The following is a 17,199-nucleotide window of genomic DNA, read 5'->3' on the forward strand; positions in this document are numbered from 1 at the left end:
CGCGTCCACCGGAGGAACCCATGCCGTGCACCTCGTGCCGGAGCGCACTGCCGCCCGCCGCCCGGTTCTGCCCCTTCTGCGGCAGCCCGTGCGCCCCCGGGCCGGTCACGGCCAAGCCGACCGGCCGCAAGGTGGTGACCGTCCTCTTCTGCGACCTGGTGGGTTCCACGGCGCTCTCCGGAGCGCTGGACGCGGAGACCCTGCGCTCGGTGACGCTTCGCTGGTTCGACCTGATGAGACTGCGGATCGAGGAGCAGGGCGGCACCGTGGAGAAGTTCATCGGGGACGCCGTGATGGCCGTCTTCGGCGTGCCGACCGTGCGGGAGGACGACGCCCGCCGGGCGGTCGCCGCCGCCCTGGCCATGCGGGAGGCGCTCACCGGGCTCAACGTCCGGCTGGAGCAGGGCGTCGGCGTACGGCTGGAGATGCGCATCGGTCTCAACACCGGTCAGGCGGTCACCGGTTCGGCTCTCCTGCGGCAGGCGATGGTCTCCGGCGAGGTGGTCAACGTCGCCGCGCGCCTGGAACAGAACGCCGCCGCAGGGGAGATCCTCATCGGACCGGACACCTTGGCGGCCGCCGGGCCGGGCGTCCGTACGACGGAGACCGGCCCGCTGCTGCTCAAGGGCAAGAGCGACCGGGTCGCCGCCCACCGCCTGCTCGGCCTGGACGAGGAGGAGGGCCCGGAGGCACTGCGCCGCTTCGACCTCGCGTTCATCGGCCGGACCGGCGAACTCGCCCTGATCGACGAGACGCTGGACCGTGTGGTGCGGACCCGCCGGGCCGAACGCATGGTGATCGGGGGAGAGGCGGGCCAGGGCAAGACCCGGCTCGTGCGAGAGTGGCTCCACCGGGCCACGGCCACGGCCGGCGGCCCACGTCACGGCGTCGGGCGCTGCCGGGCCCGTGGCGAACAGCCCAGCCTCGGACCGCTCGCCGACGCCGTGGCCGACCTGCTGAGGAGCGGCGCCGCGGCCGTACCCTCGCCCGAACTGGACCTGCTCCACCAGGGCCTGCTCCTGGGCGGGACGCCCCACCCGTCGCCGGCGGACACCTGCGCCGCGCTCGCCAAGGTCCTCGCCGGGCTCTGCGAAGCGGAGCCCGTGGTGCTGGTGATCGACGACTGCCACTGGGCCGCGCAGCCGCTCTTCGACTTCCTCGACCGGCTGCTGCGGGCACTCGCCGACGCGGCCGTCCTGATCGTTCTCCTCACCCGCCCCCAACTGTTCGACGTACGGCCCGAGCTGGCCTTGGGCACCGTGCCGCTCGGCGGGCTCTCCGACGCCGAGGCGCAGCTCCTCGCGGCCGAGCTCACCGGGGGCGCGGCGCACGGCGAGCCGCTCGGCCCCCGGGTCCTGGCACGGGTGGGCGGAAACCCGCTGCACCTGGAGCAGTTGCTGGTCGCGGGCGTCCCTGTCGACGCGGACAGCGTCCCGCTCCCGCTCCAGGCCCTGATCGGCGCCCGGATCGACGCGCTCGACCCGTCCGAGCACCAGGCCCTGGGCCTCGCGTCCGTCCTGGGCGGCGACTTCACCGCCGACGAACTGACGGCGCTCGCCGCACCTCCCGCCCCGGCGTGGACCGGGTCCGAGCTCCGGCCCGTGCTGCACCGGCTGGTCCGGCACCGCCTGATCAGCCCGGACGGCGGGGCGTTCCGCTTCGCCGGAGGGCTGATCCAGGAGGTCGTCTACGCCAGCCAGTCCAAGCAGGACCGGGCCGACCAGCACGAACGGGCGGCCCGGCTGGACTCGGTCCGCCAGCGGGGCAGCGCGGCGGTCGGGGGCCATCTGGAACAGGCGTACCGCTATCGGGTCGAGCTGGGCGCCCAGGACGCGCACACCGACGGGCTGCGCCGGCGCGCCGCCGACGCCCTCGCCGAGGCCGGACGGCTGGCGCTGGCCCACGCCGACCCCGTGTGGGCGGCCGACGTGCTGTCCAGGGCCACGGCCCGGTACGCGACGGGCGAGCCGGGAAGTACGGCGACGCGTCGGCGGCTCGGCCAGACGCTGCTGGACCTGGGGCGCGGCGCGGAAGGCAGAGCGCTGCTCGAACAGGTGCTGGCCGAGGCCCTGGCCGGCGGCGGGGAGGCGGTGGAGACCGCGCACGCCCGCCTTGCCCTGGCCTCGGTCGGCCGGTCCGCGGGAGCGGACGAGTCACCGGCAGAGGCCGCCGGCGCCACCCTGGCGCTCTTCGCGGCGGCCGGCGACGACCTCGGCCAGGCCAGGGCCTGCCTGCGGCTCGCCCAGCGCGCCCAGGAACAAGGCCGGCACCGGTCGGCGGAGCGTCTGCTCGCCCGCGCGCTGGACCACGCGGTACGCGCCGACGCCGAGCCGGAGCGGGCCGCGGCCCTCGGAGCGACGGGGGTCTCGCTCTGGCGCGGCCCGCAACCGGTCGCGTACGCGGTGGCCCGTTGCCGCGCGCTCCTTGCCGACCAGGGGGCCGGCCGCCGGGCCGTCCGGCTGACGCTCAACTGCCCGCTGGCGGTGGTGCTGGCCCTCCACGACGACCACGACGGGGCCCTGGCCTGCCTCGCGGAGGCGGAGCACCTCGCCAAGAGGCTCGGCTACGCCGAGGCCGACGCCTTCCTGCCGATCTTCACCGCGACCGTGGCCGACCTGACCGGCCGCCGGGAGGAGGCGCTCCTGAGCCTGGAGCGGGCCGCAGCGGCCGCGCGGGACCTGGGCGCCACGGCGTTGCTGCGCAGCGCCTTGCTGGACGCCGCCCGCATCCGGCTGGACCTCGGCGACTGGCGCACCGCCCGCGACACCCTCGCCGAACTGGAGGGGGAGGGGGCGCAGCCGGCCCGGCCCCGAGCCGAGTCGGCGGACCTCGACGGCCTGCGCGCCCGGATCGCCGCCGCGCGAGGGCAGGCGGCGACCGCCACCCGGCTGGCCGCCAGGGCGCTCGCCACCGCCGGCCGCACCGACTCGCCCGTCGTCCAGGGCATCGCCGCCCTCGACCTCGCCCGTACCGCCCTCGCGCTGGGGCACCCGGCCGAGGCGGCCGCGGCGGCGACGCGCGCCCGGGGGCGCTTCGAGGTGAAGGGCCATCTCCCCGCCGTACGGCAGGCCGAGGCCGTGGCCGCTCGCTGCCGCAGCCGCTCGCCCGGGCACGGCCCCGCCGTCGGAGGAGTCACCGGAGCCGGAAAGGAAGCACCACGATGACCACCGCACAGCAACCGGCGCCCGCACTCACCTGGGGCCTGCGGGGGCGGGGCCCCGCGGACGTACCCGTGGAGGCCGACGGCCCCCCGGACCTGCCCGAGAAGGGTCTCCTCGGAGGCACCGGGCGCGGCGTACGCGTCTGCGTGGTCGATTCGGGCATCGAACGGGACCACCCCATGGTCGGCCCGGTCGCCCAGTCGTGGCGGGTCTTCAAGGACGACGACGGGGTCCACGTCGAGGAGACGGAGGAGGGGGACGCCTGCGGGCACGGCACCGCGTGCGCCGGGATCATCCGGCGCACCGCGCCGGACTGCGAGCTGTCCAGCATCCGGGTGCTCGGCGACCGGTTCTCCGGCAGCGGGGACGTCCTGCTCGAAGGAATCCGGTGGGCCGTGCGCCAGCGGTTCGACGTGGTGAACCTGAGCCTGTCCACCACCCACGACCGCTTCGAGGACGAGTTGCGCCGACTGGCCGACGAGGCGTACTTCCAGCAGACCGTGATCGTCGCCTCCGCGCACAACACGCGCGTGGAGAGCTTTCCCTGGCGCTTCTCCTCGGTGATCTCGGTCGGCAGCCACCAGGAGGACGACCCGGATCTCCACCTCTACAACCCCGAGCCCCCGGTGGAGTTCTTCGCCCCCGGCCAGAGGGTCCAGGTGGCCTGGCTCGGTGGCACGTCGATCCGCAGCTCCGGCAACAGCTTCGCCACCCCGTTCATCGCGGGGCTCTGCGCGCGGATCCTGTCGAGCGGCCCCCGGCTGACGCCGTTCCAGCTGAAGAACGCCCTGTACCTGTCCGCAGCCAACGTCCGTGTCCACGAAAGCCGGTAGCGACCGGCGCCGGAAGGGAAGCCCCATGGCTCAGACGATCGCCCCTGTCGTGCCCGCAGCACCCCGGCCGGATCCGGCCGTGGCGGAGCTCCTGCAGACGGTGGTTGACACCGCGCGCGCCATCTTCGGCGCGCAGGCGAGCTCCATCATGCTCCTGGACGCCACGGCGGACGAGCTCATCTTCGAGGCCGTCTCCGGGCAGGGACAAGAGTTCCTGGTGGGGCGGCGATTCCCGGCGGGCCGGGGGATCGCCGGGTGGGTCGCCGCCTCGGGGGAGCCGATGGTGGTCGACGACCTGCACGACAGCACTTCCTTCGACAGGGACATCGCCGAGTCCACCGGCTACGTCCCGAACGCGCTGATGGCCGCCCCGCTCATCCGCAGGGACCGGGTCCTCGGCGTCCTGGAGGTGCTCGACCCGTCCCCACAGGCCCGGTCCGGCCTGCCGGAGCTCGACCTGCTGGGTCTCTTCGCCCGTCAGGCCGCCGTCGCCCTGCACGTCCTGACCACCCACGAGCCCCGGCCGGCCCCGGACGCCCCGGACACCCCGGACGACCCTTCGCGCACCGAACTCCGCCGCCTGCTCTCGGAAGCCCGCCGCCTCCTGGGAGAGTGAGCGGCGCACCTCCCGCGAGAGACGGGCCGATGGAAGCCACCCGTCGACGACGAACGCGAGTACGGGGCTCCACGGTCAGAGGGGAACGGCAGGGGGCACGCCCCCTGCCGGCCGGTGCTGCGTGCTTCAGCCCCGCCAGGCTTCCTCCACCGCTGCGCTGAGCCGGCGGCGCGTCATCCGGGGGCTCGGCTGCCCCAGGCGGCCGACCGCCCGGGTCAGCCAGTCGGGGTCGCCGAGCCGGGGTGTCTCGTCCGCGGCGACGACCTGCGACAGCAGTTCCTCCAGGAGGAAGGTGTCGAGGAGCGGGTAGGCGCGCGCGTGCCGGTCGAAGGTCAGCTTGCGGTCCTCGTAGGGGTGGCGGAGCGTCATGTCGAGGTGACCACCACCACGGCCCCGGAAGGGACCGGGCAGGTTGCCGAGCATCCCCGCCAGCGTGTACTGACCCGTACGCGGGTGCCCGCGCCCGACGTAGACGCCGATCCCGAGCATGATCCGGGACCACGGGATCAACTCGCCGTCCCCGTCGGACGCCTGCCGGTACAACCCCTCCGCACGGAATTCGAGCCACGATCCGCCGGAACGGCCGGAGTCTCCGACCACCCAGACGTCTCCGGCCCGTTCGAGCGGCCCCAGGGCCGTGCGCGTATCCACCATGGGCTCATCCGATCACATGGCCAGGGCCGGCGGCGCGGCGGCCGCCGGCCCTGGACGCGGTGTCTGCCCCTACTCCTTTAGAAGAGGCTCAGGAGGCTGGTGACCGGCGAGATGAGGTCGTGGCCGAACTGCGTGATCTTCGTGGCCACGGGAGCCACCACCTTGCCGCCGACCTTGCCGAGCGCGCCGATCCACTGGGACTGGCCGAAGGTGATGAGGCCCAGGGCGGTGCCCGCGAGGGACGCCTGGAACTCGCTGCTCTTCCATCCGTAGGCGAATCCGTTGAGTACGGTGCTGATGGCGGACATTCCCACCGAGGCGATGCCGAACCCGAGGGCGACAGCCTCCAGGGGCGGGAAGAAGATGCCCGCGATGCCCAAGCCGGCGGAGATGAATCCGTAGCCGATGCTGACGTAGTTGGTGGCGTTAGCCCACCACTTGATGTCCTTGTACCAGGGAACGTCGGTCTTGACGGTGTCGTGGTCGGTCGTGTCGGCCGGGTTCTTCCCGAGCCCCTTGGCCGTGCGCGCCTCCTCGGCCGCCTGCTTTGCCGCCGCCGTGATCTCAGCCGTCCGCTTGTCCTGGGCGATCTGGTGCGCCTGGCTCGCAGCGGCCGACGCCTCCCTCGCGTCCTTGCCGGCCTGAAGGGCGGAGGCATGGGCGGAAGCGGCCGACGACTGGGCGGAGTTGGCGGAGGCGACCGCGCTGCGCGCGGAATCCAGGGCACGGCTGGCGGAGTAGTTCGCCGAGCGTGCGGCGGTGCGCGCGGTGGCGGCCGCCTGCTTGGCCCGGTCGGCCGAGGTCTGCGCGGACGCCGCCGACTTTTCGGCGTCGTTCGCGAACGTGTTCGCCTGCTGGCGGGAGTTCTCGGCCTGCCTCGCCGACTCGATCGCCTTGTCCGCCCACTGCCGCGCTTCGTTGGCGGCGTCACGGGCGTTCGCAGCCGCCTGCTGGGCGCGGTGGGCGTTCTCCTCCGCCTGGTACGCGATCTTCGCGGCGGCCGCGATCGCGCCCTGCATGGCGGCGATGTGGGTGGCGGAGTCGAAGTCGAGCAGAGCGGTCTTGTACTGGACCGAGGCGATGAAGTTGCGGCGAATCCACGCCGGGCCCTCCATCGCGGCCTGGGCGTGAGCCTTGGTGTACCGGCCACCCGTGGCGATGAGGGCCGCGGTGGCGACCGAGTCGTCCTCCCGCTGCGCCGCCTCGTGCTTGATGTTGATGAACTCGTACAGGGCCTGCGGGGTTCCGGCGTTCAGTGCCTCGGTCGCCGCCAGCTTCACCGCCTTGCCGGGGTTGCCGGCCAGGACGCGGCCGACCTGGACGCGGTTGTCCGTGGCGGCTGCCTGGATCGCGCCGGTGACGAGGAACTTCGTGGCGGCTTCCGGGTCGGTGCTGGCCACTGCCTTGGCCGCGGCATCGGCGATGTCCGGGGCGCAGGTCCGGGCGAGGTAGAGGCTGGTCTCCCGGTCGTCCTGCCGCTGGGCGATCTGCCGGTCGGTGTCGATCCAGACGTGGATGTCGGAGTCCGTGCCGGCCAGGGCGAAGCGTGCGGCTTCGAGGGACCAGGTGCCCTTGGAGCGCATCGAGGTGACGGCCGCCTTGCGCCCGAGTGCGGCGGCGAGGTTCGTGTCACCTGCCTTGAGCGCCGACTCGGCCCGGGCTATGAGGTCCTTGTGGGCCTGCTCGTCCTGCGCGGCCTGGGTGCGCTTCTCGGCGAGCTCCGCCCGCTCCCGGTCCTCGATCTGCTTGAGCAGGCGGGTCTCCGCGACCGACTGCTGGGCGTCCTGGTCGAGGCGCTGCCACTCGGCCTCGCGCGCGGCCTTCTCCACTTCGACCGCCTTGCCGACGGCTTCGGTGGCGGTCTTCGCGGCCTTGCTGGCCTCGTTGGCGAACTCGGTCGACTTGTTCGCGTATTCCAGCGCCTGGCCCGCGTACTGGACGGCCCAGTCGGCGGCGGCCGCGGCCCTGTCGGCGTGGTCGGCCGCGTCGTTCGCCGCGTCGCGTGCGGTGCGGGCGGCGGTCGCCGCCGTGTTCGCGAGGGTCTGTGCCATTCCGGCGGCGTTGGTGGCGATCGTGGCGTTGGTGCTGGCGATCTGCGCCTCGCGCCGGGCCTCCGCGGCTTCCGCCTGGGCGGCGCCCGCGGCTTCGGCCGCCACGGCCGAGGAGTTCGCGGCGCTGGCGGCGTTGCGTGCGGCCGACGCGGCGGAGGCTCCGGCGCCCGCGGCGTGCGACGCGGCATCGGCGGCGAAGTTGGCGGCGGTCGCCGCATTGCGGGCTTTGGACGCGGCGTTGCGGGCGGCGACGGCGGCTTCCTTGGCGGCGGCCGACTGGGAGGCGTCCTTGGACGCCGCGATGGCCGCGCCGTACGCCCGGGCCGCGGCGGAGCCGGCGGTGGCCGCCGCCTGGCTCGCGCCGGCGGCGGCGTACGCGGCGCGGCGGGAAGCTTGAACGGCGGCGTGGGAAGCGTTGGTCGCGACACGCGCGGCGTCGGCCGCACCCCTCGCGGCCTCGGCGGCGCTGCGGGCCGCCTTGCCGGACCTGGCCACGTCGTTCTGGGCCTGCTGGGCCTCGTACGCGGCCTTCTCCGCTGCGTCCTTCGCCTTCTGCGCGGCGTCGATGGCGCGGGCGGAGGCCTCCTCGGCCTGCTTCGTCATCGAGTCGGCCTTCTTGCCCTCGCGCTCGACGACCGCGACGAGTTCCTCGATCTTCGTGGCCTCCTGGTCGCGGGCGCGCGCGATGTGCTGGCCCGTCTCCAGGAACCACTCGATGTCCGAGGCGGTACCGGACATGGCACGGGAGGCGTACTTCTTCACCTCCGGACCGGCCTGGAAGGAGAGCTTGCCGACCTCGACGCGCATGTCCTCCAGGCGGGCGGTGTACTGCCCGTCGGTGAGGAACGTCTCCAGCGCGGCCTGGGTGCCGGCGTTGAGGGCCTCGTTCCCGGCGCGGTTCACGCCCTTTCCGCCGTTGGCCATCACGATGCCGGTGGCCACCCGCAGGTCCTCCGTGATGGCGGTCTTGAAGCCGCCCGCGAGGTAGGCGGTGATGGCGGCGTCGCCGCCGTTCATCGCGGCGCTGGCCTCACGCCGGATGCCCTTGCCGCCCCGCGTCATGGAGGTGGCGACGGCGACGCGGTTGTCCACCGCGGTCTCCGCGGGGAGCGTGACGGTCAGGAAGGTCTGGATGTCGGCGTCGGAGCCGGTCAGCGCGGCTTCCGCGGCGGCGCGGACACCCTTGCCGCCCAGCAGCCACGCCTTGACGACCTTGGCTCGGGGGGTGTCGGGCAGCCCGAACGGGTCGCTGCCGTCGCCTTCCGGCGGCGGAGTGTCGGCCCATGCGGCGGCGGGGTTGAGAACGAGGCTGGAGGTGGTGACGACAGCCGTGGTGGCAGCGACGGCGGCGAGAACACGCCGCCGGCTCCAATAGGTGGTGTCCAAAACGGTCCTTCGGGATAGCGCCTGGCAGTCGACGCGCAGACGGTGGCGTTTCGCCAGACAGAGAATTGTTTTGGCCGCGCCCATGTCCCCCGGCCCGTAAGGAAATCGGGCGGGGACACGACAGATGTTCATCGTGACCTTATGCGGAGATCAGCGTATTGAACACCCGCGACTCGCCCGAGAGCAAAGGGTCTGAGGCGTGGTCAGATCTGGAATCCGGCCTTCCGGTCGGGGGATTCGGAATTGAAACTTCCGCTTCTTGACATAAAGCATTCGGCGTGGCGCAAATCACCCATGGTCTGGGTGGTTTGTCCATATTTGCACCCAGAATATCGTTGGACGGGTGCCGAGGGTGAGTGTTTCCATGCGGGAGCCGCGGGGGTGGGGTACTCATGTGGCCGTTCCGTCACAACCCTGTCTCCGGGCCGGGTTTACGGAACTCTGGCGGAGCGGTTACGATCCGGCTGGGAGTGGGGGGCTTCCAGTGGGGGACGGACTCGTGGACGAGTCGTTTCCCGTTGGTCAAATGACGTCCTTCAATCCAGCGTTGACGCATGTTTCGGGACTTCCTCGAAACCGACGACTAGGACAGCGATGAAGGCACGTAAGGCAATTGTGCGAACTGTTGGCGCGGCCATGGGCGCGGGCGCCTTGGCGTGGTTCGCGATTGCGGGCGGCGTGACGGGCGCACCCGTCGCGGACACCGCCTCCATGAAGGCGATCGCCGACGAAGGCCCTGGCTACGCCGTCGAGGACTTCGCCTACCCGAACGCCGACAAGATCCTGGCGGAGCAGCACATCACGCTCAAGCGCGGCGATGGCCACATCCTCCTCGCCGACTGCGCGAGCGCGACCGACCTGCTTGAGGTCTATGGCCGCAAGAACGAAAAGACCTGCTTCAAGGTCACCGGCAACAGCGGCTACCTGGCCCTGGAGATTCCGGCGGTCTACTTCATCAAGGGGAACAGCTACGCCGCCAAGGTGGACATGTCGGCTGGTTCCCTGCAGAAGTCGTTCGACATCACGAAGAACGACTGGACTCCGGTCGGTGAGACCGCGGACGAGCAGGGCCGTGATTTCATGCTCATGGAAATCAGGACCGCCAAGTAGCATCCATTACGGCCAGCGCTGCTTTCCCTGTGTGGAGTCATCGGCCCTGAATCCCCGATGCCCTGCATGCGGATTCGCTGAGCCGAATCCGATCTGCTCGCCTCCCCTGAGGCACCGGATCGCCCCGGGAGATTCTTCGGCCTATCGCCGTCCGATGTCTGGCAGCGATCCCTCAAGGCGAAGAGTTGTCGACGAGACCCATTTTTCGCACGACGTACCACGTGCGGCAGCGGGAGATGACATCGCGGCAGCGCCCTCGATCGCTTTTCTGCGCACCTGTTCAACCGAAGGAAGAAGCATGCTTGCACACCGTCCGCGTTCGGCGCGGATGACGGGTCTCCTGGTTTCGGCTACCGCGGTTTCGGCGGGTTTGATCCTGCCTGCTCCCGCCATGGCGGTGACTGGTCCGGAGGCTGCTGCGGGTCAGTTCGCGTCGGTGGTGAAGCTGAGTGTGGGTGACGAGGCCAACTCGCGTGGCTGTACCGCGATTCTGGTTGACGAGTCGTGGGTCGCGACGGCGGCGAGCTGTTTCGCCGCTACGCCCGGTCAGCAGGTTCCGGCCGGGAAGCCGGCTCTGAAGAGCACCGTCGCTTTCGGGGACGGGAAGGTCGTCGAGGTGGTGGAGGTGGCTCCCCGCGCCGACCGCGACCTGGTTCTCGCGCGTCTCGCCGAGCCCGTCAAGGGTGTCGCGGGTGTCAAGCGTGCGGCCGCTGCTCCTGCTGCGGGTGCGGTTCTCACGGCGGTCGGGTTCGGTCGTACGAAGACGGAGTGGGTTCCGGACAAGGTTCACACCGGCTCGTTCACGGTCGATTCCTCGGCGGCCACCTCGCTGGCCATTACCGGCAAGGGCGCCGACGCGATCTGCAAGGGCGACACGGGTGGTCCGCTCCTGAACGCGGCCGGTGAGCTGGTGGGCGTCAACAGCCGCTCGTGGCAGGGAGGATGCCTCGGCATCCCCGCGACCGAGACCCGTACCGGCGCCGTCTCCTCACGGACCGACGACCTCGGCGACTGGATCCAGCAGGTCCGGTCCACGACGCCCGGCTGGAAGGCCGAGGCCCTCGTGCAGGCGGGCACCAACCTCTACCAGGGCATCCGCCTGGCCGACGGAACCTGGACCGGCTTCACCGACGTCCAGACCAAGGCCGGGACCGTCCCCGGCGGCGTGCGTACGGCCGCCGTCGCCGGGATGGGCAGCGACACCCACGTGGTGGCGCTCGGTGGCGACGGACGCCTGCGGCACACCATCCGCAAGGCGGACGGCAGCTGGGGCGCCTTCGGCGACCTCAGCGCCGAGGCCGGCGTCCTGAACAACATCACCCAGGTCTCCACCGTGTCCATCGGCAACGACCTCCACGTCGTGGTGGTCGCGGGCGGCAAGGTGTTCCACACCGTGCGCAACGCCAAGGGCAACTGGAGCGGCTTCGGTGACATCGCCGCCGCCACCGGCCCGATCGGCACCGTCACCTCCGTCGCCACGGCCAGCGCCGGGGGAGAGCTCCACGTCGCGGCCGTCACCGGCGGCAAGGCCTTCCACACCATCCGGCGTACCACCGGCCACTGGGCCGCGTGGGGCGACGTGTCCCAGGCCGCCGGCGCCACCGGTCCCGTCACCTCCGTGGCGATGGCCGGCGCGGGCAACGACACCCACATCGTCGTCGCCACGGACAACGGCACCCACCAGTACCACTCGATGCGCTACGGCAACGGCACCTGGGCGCCCTTCGGTGACCTGAAGGACTACGTCGGCAACGTGACGGCCAAGTCCATCGGTGCGGGCACCGTCGACGGTGAGCTCCAGCTCGCGGTGACCACCAGCGACAACCGGATCCTGCACGCGATCCGTCACACCGACCGCACCTGGGTCGGGGCCGCGCCGGTCACCGCCCCGAGCGTCACCGGAACCCTCGGCTCCATCTCCCTCGCCGGCACCCTCTGACACACCCGGATCCAGTCCCTGCGGCGCCGTAAGGCGCCGCAGGGGCCGGTCTGTGGTGCGCAGCACATCCTGAAGGAAGGTTCATGTCTGGATTCCGTCCGCGTTCGGCGCGGATGACGGGTCTCCTGGTTTCGGCTACCGCGGTTTCGGCGGGTTTGATCCTGCCTGCTCCCGCCATGGCGGTGACTGGTCCGGAGGCTGCTGCGGGTCAGTTCGCGTCGGTGGTGAAGCTGAGTGTGGGTGACGAGGCCAACTCGCGTGGCTGTACCGCGATTCTGGTTGACGAGTCGTGGGTCGCGACGGCGGCGAGCTGTTTCGCCGCTACGCCCGGTCAGCAGGTTCCGGCCGGGAAGCCGGCTCTGAAGAGCACCGTCGCTTTCGGGGACGGGAAGGTCGTCGAGGTGGTGGAGGTGGCTCCCCGCGCCGACCGCGACCTGGTTCTCGCGCGTCTCGCCGAGCCCGTCAAGGGTGTCGCGGGTGTCAAGCGTGCGGCCGCTGCTCCTGCTGCCGGTGCGGTTCTCACGGCGGTCGGGTTCGGTCGTACGAAGACGGAGTGGGTTCCGGACAAGGTTCACACCGGCTCGTTCACGGTCGATTCCTCGGCGGCCACCTCGCTGGCCATCACCGGAAAGGGCGCCGACGCGATCTGCAAGGGCGACACGGGTGGTCCGCTCCTGAACGCGGCCGGTGAGCTGGTGGGCGTCAACAGCCGCTCGTGGCAGGGAGGATGCCTCGGCATCCCCGCGACCGAGACCCGTACCGGCGCCGTCTCCTCACGGACCGACGACCTCGGCGACTGGATCCAGGAGACGATCCTCCGCTCCATCGCCCAGCACGACCTCAATGGTGACGGCCGCTCCGATGCGGCGATGGTCTACCGTCATGCGGACACGTCGATCGGTTTCTACAGCTCTTTCACCACCGCGACCGGTGCGTTCGGTGAGTTCACCGAGGGGTACAAGGTTCCGGCGGCGAGCTGGGACTGGGCGTCGATGAAGTTGGTCTCCGGTGACTTCAATGGTGACCGCCGTATGGACATGGGCATGATGTACCGGTTCGGTGATGGCTCGATCAAGATGTACACGGGTCTTGCCGATGCGTCGGGTCACATTCAGCCGTTCACCAGCAGCTATACGGTGCCTGCGAGTGCCGGCTGGGACTGGAACGCGATCCAGCTTCACGCGGGTGACCTCAATGGTGACGGCCGTTCCGATGTGGCGATGGTCTACCGTCATGCGGACACGTCGATCGGTTTCTACAGCTCTTTCACCACCGCGACCGGTGCCTTTGGTGAGTTCACCGAGGGGTACAAGGTTCCGGCGGCGAGCTGGGACTGGGCGTCGATGAAGTTGGTCTCCGGTGACTTCAATGGTGACCGTCGCATGGACATGGGCATGATGTACCGGTTCGGTGATGGCTCGATCAAGATGTACACGGGTCTTGCCGATGCGTCGGGTCACATTCAGCCGTTCACCAGCAGCTATACGGTGCCTGCGAGTGCCGGCTGGGACTGGAACGCGATCCAGCTTCACGCGGGTGACCTCAATGGTGACGGCCGTTCCGATGTGGCGATGGTCTACCGTCATGCGGACACGTCGATCGGTTTCTACAGCTCTTTCACCACCGCGACCGGTGCGTTCGGTGAGTTCACCGAGGGGTACAAGGTTCCGGCGGCGAGCTGGGACTGGGCGTCGATGAAGTTGGTCTCCGGTGACTTCAATGGTGACCGCCGTATGGACATGGGCATGATGTACCGGTTCGGTGATGGCTCGATCAAGATGTACACGGGTCTTGCCGATGCGTCGGGTCACATTCAGCCGTTCACCAGCAGTTACACGGTGCCTGCGAGTGCCGGCTGGGACTGGAACGCGATCCACCTTCCGTAGGCGATCTCTGCCGCAAAGGCACCACAGGTAACCCTGCCGGGCCCGTCACGACCATCAGCCGAGAGGTGCTGGTCGCGACGGGCCCGGCCTCATTGGGCGGGTGGGAGGACTTGGAAGAAGCCCTGGCCTCAAGTCGCCTCCGCGTAGCCGGGCCTGGAGGCCGGAGCAGCCGCTGCCGGCGGACGCCCAGCCCGCCTCGGTCGAGGTGACGCCGGCCCAGATGCGGATGCCGGAGTTGACGATCGCCGACATCGAGCAGGCGGAGCCGGACTCGCCGAAGTACCGGTACGAGTGACGGGCTGAGCGGAGGAGGAAGGACGAGCCGTGCAGAGGGCTGGTCACCCCTCCAGCAGCGTGCGGCGCGGGGCACGGCCGGATCGACGGCTGCCCGCCTTCCTTCCGGTCCTGGGCGAAAAGGCAGTCCTCCGCCCGCCTGGGAACACAGCCGGCCCAGCCACAACCCGGCCCCCGGTTACGGGTGTTTGGCGCCGCCTGCCTGCGCTTGATGAGGGTGGCCGGCAGGCGGGTTCCCGGCCCGCAGTTCGCGCTTCAGTGCGCGCAGCGCCGTACGTTCCTCTGCGCGACGCCGCAGCCGGGCACGCCACCGCTTGCGCGTGACGATGAGGACGAGGCCCGGGGCGAGGAGGCCGCCGACGGCGAGACCGGCGACGAGCCAGGGGAAGTAGGACAGCCGGACCGTGTTGCTCTCCACGGTCCTTGCCGCGCCGCCGGGAACGGTGGCGATCACCGAGGCGGTGACCGCGCGGCGGCCGAGAGCGGGAAGGTCGGCCGGGCGGCCGGTGATGGTGGCGCTGCCGCCGGGGATCACGTAGATCCCCGTGGGGGTGAGCGGGACCGTACGCGTCGAGCCGCCACCGGTGACGTTCAGCGTTCCGGCGAAGGTGTACAGGACGTTGCCCGTGTTGCGTACGGTCACGGTGAACTCCTCGTCGCCGCCCGCAGGCCGGTGCTCCAGTTCTGTCAGGGAGACCTGGAGGTCGGCTGTGCCGGGGACGGTGAGCTGGACGAGCCGGGCGATACGGGTTTCGGTGTTCACCTGGCCGCTGACCGCGGGGGTGCGCAGCGCGGTGATCAGGCTGCCGAGGTAGCTGCCCGGCGGGGTGCCGTCGGGGACCGCGAGGGAGAAGCGGACCGTGGCGCTGCTCTTCGGCCGCACGGTGATGGTGGCCTCGGAGTCCAGCTTCAGCCAGGCTCCGACCGCGCGCATCTGCTGGCCTTCCTGCGCGGGGGCCAGGCCGCCGCCGGCCGCGTTGGTGACGTCGACTCCGTAGACGTGGAAGGTCCGGGCCTCGTCGCTCTCGTTGTGGATGACGGCTGAGTCCTCGATCCGGGCGCCGGCCTTCAGCGCGTACCCGAAGTGCCCGCCGGTCAGCGTCGTCAGACCGTAGAGCCCGGCCTGCACGCCGAACGGCGCGCCCGCGGCGGATTCCGGTGGGGCGGGCGATGGTACGGGGGCCGGCGATGCCTGCGCGCCCGGCGCCAGGGCGAGCACGGGGCCCGTGAGGAGGAGGCTCCACAGGGCGGGGAACTGTGCCCGGCGGGTGGCGGTGGCGCTGCCCCGGGCGCGCAGACAGCTGTCGAACATGCCGTTCAGCTGTCGGCGACGCCAACGCCCCACTCCAGGTACCCCCGGAGGACCACCTCGGTGTCGCTCTCGGTACGGAAGCGGTGTCCGCGGGAGATCAGGTCCGCGCGCAGCTCGCGGTAGTTGTAGATCTCACCGCTGAAGGTCAGCACCGCCAGCGTGCACCCGTCCTGTTCGGCGGTCATCGGCTGACGTCCGCCCTCCAGGTCGATGACGGAGAGACGACGGCGAACAATGGCGGCGTGCTGATCAATCCACACGCCTTCGGCGTCGGGACCGCAGCACGCCATCGTCTGGGTCATGGCGTCGACGATGGCGCGCTCCTGGGTGAGATCGCGCCCGTGATCCATCCAGCCCGCAATGCCGTACATGAGCGACGTTCTCCTTGGGCAGGCGATCGTGGCATCTGGCTCGTCGAGGTGGTCCGAGAAGGGGAGGTGGAGACACCTCTCGCCGGGCCGGGCCGGCCCGGCCGGCTGGAGCGGGCGCGACCGGGAGCGAAGGGGGAAGCGGTGGAGCATGCGCCGGGGCGGACGGCCACCCCGATCGCGGTGTGGCTAGGCGGCCTTGGGCCACGCGTACCTTCCGGCCCAGTGGACCCAGGCCACGAGGACCGTCAGGACGGCTGCCAGTCCGCCCAGGACCATGACTGCGCAGGGCGAGGAGCGGTCGAGGACAGCCCCTCCGACCAGGGCTCCGATGGAGATCGTGGCCTGGAAGGAGGCGGTGAAGAGGACCGAGGACGCCTCGGGGGAGTCCGGGGCGGCCTTGGAGAACCAGGTCTGGGAGCAGACCGGGACAGCGCCGTAGGCGACGCCCCAGACGACCAGTAGTGCCACTGCGCCGGCGTCCGAGTGCCCCAGGACGGGCAGGAGGAGGGTCGCGCCGGCGATCAGCGCGGCGGCCGCCGCGAAGGTGGACCGCGGGTACCGTCCCACCGTCGCTCCGCCCAGGAAGTTGCCGGCGATGCCGGCCGCTCCGTAGATGAGCAGGTAGACCGTGATGAGACCCGAACTGACATGGGTCACCTGCTCCAGGAACGGGGTGACGTAGGTGTACGTGCCGAAGTGGGCGAGCACGACGAGGAAAGTCATGACCAGGGCGAAGCGGGTGTTGACGCTGCGGAGCATGCCACCGAGGACGTCGAGGCGCGTCGCCTGGTCGGAAGGCAGGGGCGGGACGACCACGAGCAGCAGCACGAGGACGGCCAGCGTGAAGCCGCCCATGACGAGGAACGCCGTCCGCCAGCCTGCGATGTCACCGATGAACGTGCCCAGCGGCACGCCGAGTACGGAGCCGAGCGGTACGGCGGAGAAGATCAGCGAGGTCGCGCGGCCGACGGACTTTGCGGGAACCAGCTGGCTGGCGAGTCCGGCGCCGATGGACCAGAATCCGCCGATGGTGATGCCCACCATGACGCGGGAGATCAGGACCAGCCAGTAGTTTGAGGCGGCGGCGGCCAGGAAGTTGGCCAGCGCCAGCAGCAGGATGAACACACCCAGCATGACCCGCCGGTCGATACGCCCTGTGGCCACCGTGACCACGGGGGCCGAGACCGCGGCGAGGAATCCTGGCATGGTCATCATGAGACCAGCCATTCCGTCCGAAATGGTGAAACTCGATCCGATCGACGTGAGAAGGCCGATCGGAAGAATCTCGGTCGTGACGATGGAGAAGATCCCTAGCATCACCGAAATGACGGCCAGCCAGGAGACGGACGGTGAGCGGTCCGTCGGTGCGGGGGATTGGACAGAAATGGTGGTTGCCGTGGACATGAATCCCGTCCTGAGTTGGACATCACATGCAGAGTTGCGTGATCTCGAGTCCAGCAGGAACGGGCATCATTTTCTGGCAGGTTACCGACACCAACAACCGACCCCTTGAGGCGTCGAGAGTGATCCGGCTGCACCCGCAGAGTCGCTAGCTCCGGTGTTTCAGCAGGTCAACGGGTTCTTTC

11 protein-coding genes and 2 pseudogenes are annotated in these 17,199 nt (G+C 70.7%); 8 read left to right on the plus strand and 5 right to left on the minus strand.

Translation table 11 applies throughout. The annotated features are described in order from the left end of the window. The first annotated feature begins 20 nt into the window (after positions 1-20). The 3 genes from EES41_RS30185 to EES41_RS30195 are packed head-to-tail and all read left to right on the plus strand — an operon-like array spanning position 21 to position 4,610. The gene (locus EES41_RS30185) at positions 21-3,164 is read left to right on the plus strand and encodes an adenylate/guanylate cyclase domain-containing protein (RefSeq protein WP_123081146.1); all 3,144 of its coding nucleotides are present in this window, start codon (positions 21-23) and stop codon (positions 3,162-3,164) included. Next, a complete protein-coding gene (locus tag EES41_RS30190) occupies positions 3,161-3,994 on the plus strand; it encodes a S8 family serine peptidase (RefSeq protein ID WP_123081147.1) in 834 nt (277 codons plus the stop codon). Before EES41_RS30185 ends, EES41_RS30190 begins: the two co-directional genes overlap by 4 nt. 25 nt (positions 3,995-4,019) lie before the next feature. Beyond that, a complete protein-coding gene (locus EES41_RS30195; protein WP_123081148.1) occupies positions 4,020-4,610 on the plus strand; it encodes a GAF domain-containing protein in 591 nt (196 codons plus the stop codon). A gap of 126 nt (positions 4,611-4,736) precedes the next feature. On the opposite strand, the gene EES41_RS30200 is transcribed toward EES41_RS30195, so the two are convergent. Both EES41_RS30200 and EES41_RS30205 read right to left on the minus strand, forming a co-directional pair. Continuing rightward, the gene (locus EES41_RS30200; RefSeq protein ID WP_123081149.1) at positions 4,737-5,264 is read right to left on the minus strand and encodes a hypothetical protein; all 528 of its coding nucleotides are present in this window, start codon (positions 5,262-5,264) and stop codon (positions 4,737-4,739) included. A gap of 77 nt (positions 5,265-5,341) precedes the next feature. Continuing rightward, the gene (locus EES41_RS30205; RefSeq protein ID WP_123081150.1) at positions 5,342-8,701 is read right to left on the minus strand and encodes an ALF repeat-containing protein; all 3,360 of its coding nucleotides are present in this window, start codon (positions 8,699-8,701) and stop codon (positions 5,342-5,344) included. A gap of 594 nt (positions 8,702-9,295) precedes the next feature. Here EES41_RS30205 and EES41_RS30210 point away from each other — a divergent pair. From EES41_RS30210 to EES41_RS43205, 4 genes and pseudogenes are all read left to right on the plus strand, one after another. Beyond that, complete coding sequence (locus EES41_RS30210) at positions 9,296-9,811, plus strand: hypothetical protein (protein WP_073779365.1); 516 nt, start codon at positions 9,296-9,298, stop codon at positions 9,809-9,811. Positions 9,812-10,202: 391 nt separating this feature from the next. After that, positions 10,203-11,750: a trypsin-like serine protease gene (locus EES41_RS30215; protein WP_302186174.1), complete on the plus strand. Its 1,548-nt coding sequence runs from the start codon at positions 10,203-10,205 to the stop codon at positions 11,748-11,750. Positions 11,751-11,833: 83 nt separating this feature from the next. After that, a complete protein-coding gene (locus EES41_RS30220) occupies positions 11,834-13,636 on the plus strand; it encodes a trypsin-like serine protease (protein ID WP_123081152.1) in 1,803 nt (600 codons plus the stop codon). A 66-nt stretch (positions 13,637-13,702) separates the two neighbouring features. Further along, a pseudogene (locus tag EES41_RS43205) lies at positions 13,703-13,931 on the plus strand (pyridoxamine 5'-phosphate oxidase); the annotation flags it as partial. Between the two features lie 177 nt (positions 13,932-14,108). Here the strand turns inward: EES41_RS43205 and EES41_RS42390 are convergent. The 3 genes and pseudogenes from EES41_RS42390 to EES41_RS30235 form a co-directional block, all read right to left on the minus strand. Then, positions 14,109-15,242 carry a hypothetical protein gene (locus EES41_RS42390; RefSeq protein ID WP_216827320.1) on the minus strand — a complete coding sequence of 378 codons (1,134 nt, stop codon included), beginning with the start codon at positions 15,240-15,242 and terminating at the stop codon, positions 14,109-14,111. Continuing rightward, positions 15,237-15,613, minus strand: a pseudogene (locus tag EES41_RS30230) (asparagine synthetase B); the annotation flags it as partial. The gene EES41_RS42390 and the pseudogene EES41_RS30230, both read right to left, overlap by 6 nt. Before the next feature lie 186 nt (positions 15,614-15,799). Further along, on the minus strand, positions 15,800-16,930 hold the full coding sequence (locus tag EES41_RS30235; RefSeq protein ID WP_254211614.1) for an MFS transporter: 1,131 nt from the start codon (positions 16,928-16,930) through the stop codon (positions 15,800-15,802). Here EES41_RS30235 and EES41_RS43210 point away from each other — a divergent pair. Beyond that, positions 16,818-17,126: a hypothetical protein gene (locus EES41_RS43210; protein ID WP_250569103.1), complete on the plus strand. Its 309-nt coding sequence runs from the start codon at positions 16,818-16,820 to the stop codon at positions 17,124-17,126. The genes EES41_RS30235 and EES41_RS43210 overlap by 113 nt on opposite strands. Positions 17,127-17,199 lie beyond the last annotated feature (73 nt).

It is taken from the genome of Streptomyces sp. ADI95-16 (assembly GCF_003721495.1).
Lineage (GTDB): Bacteria > Actinomycetota > Actinomycetes > Streptomycetales > Streptomycetaceae > Streptomyces > Streptomyces goshikiensis.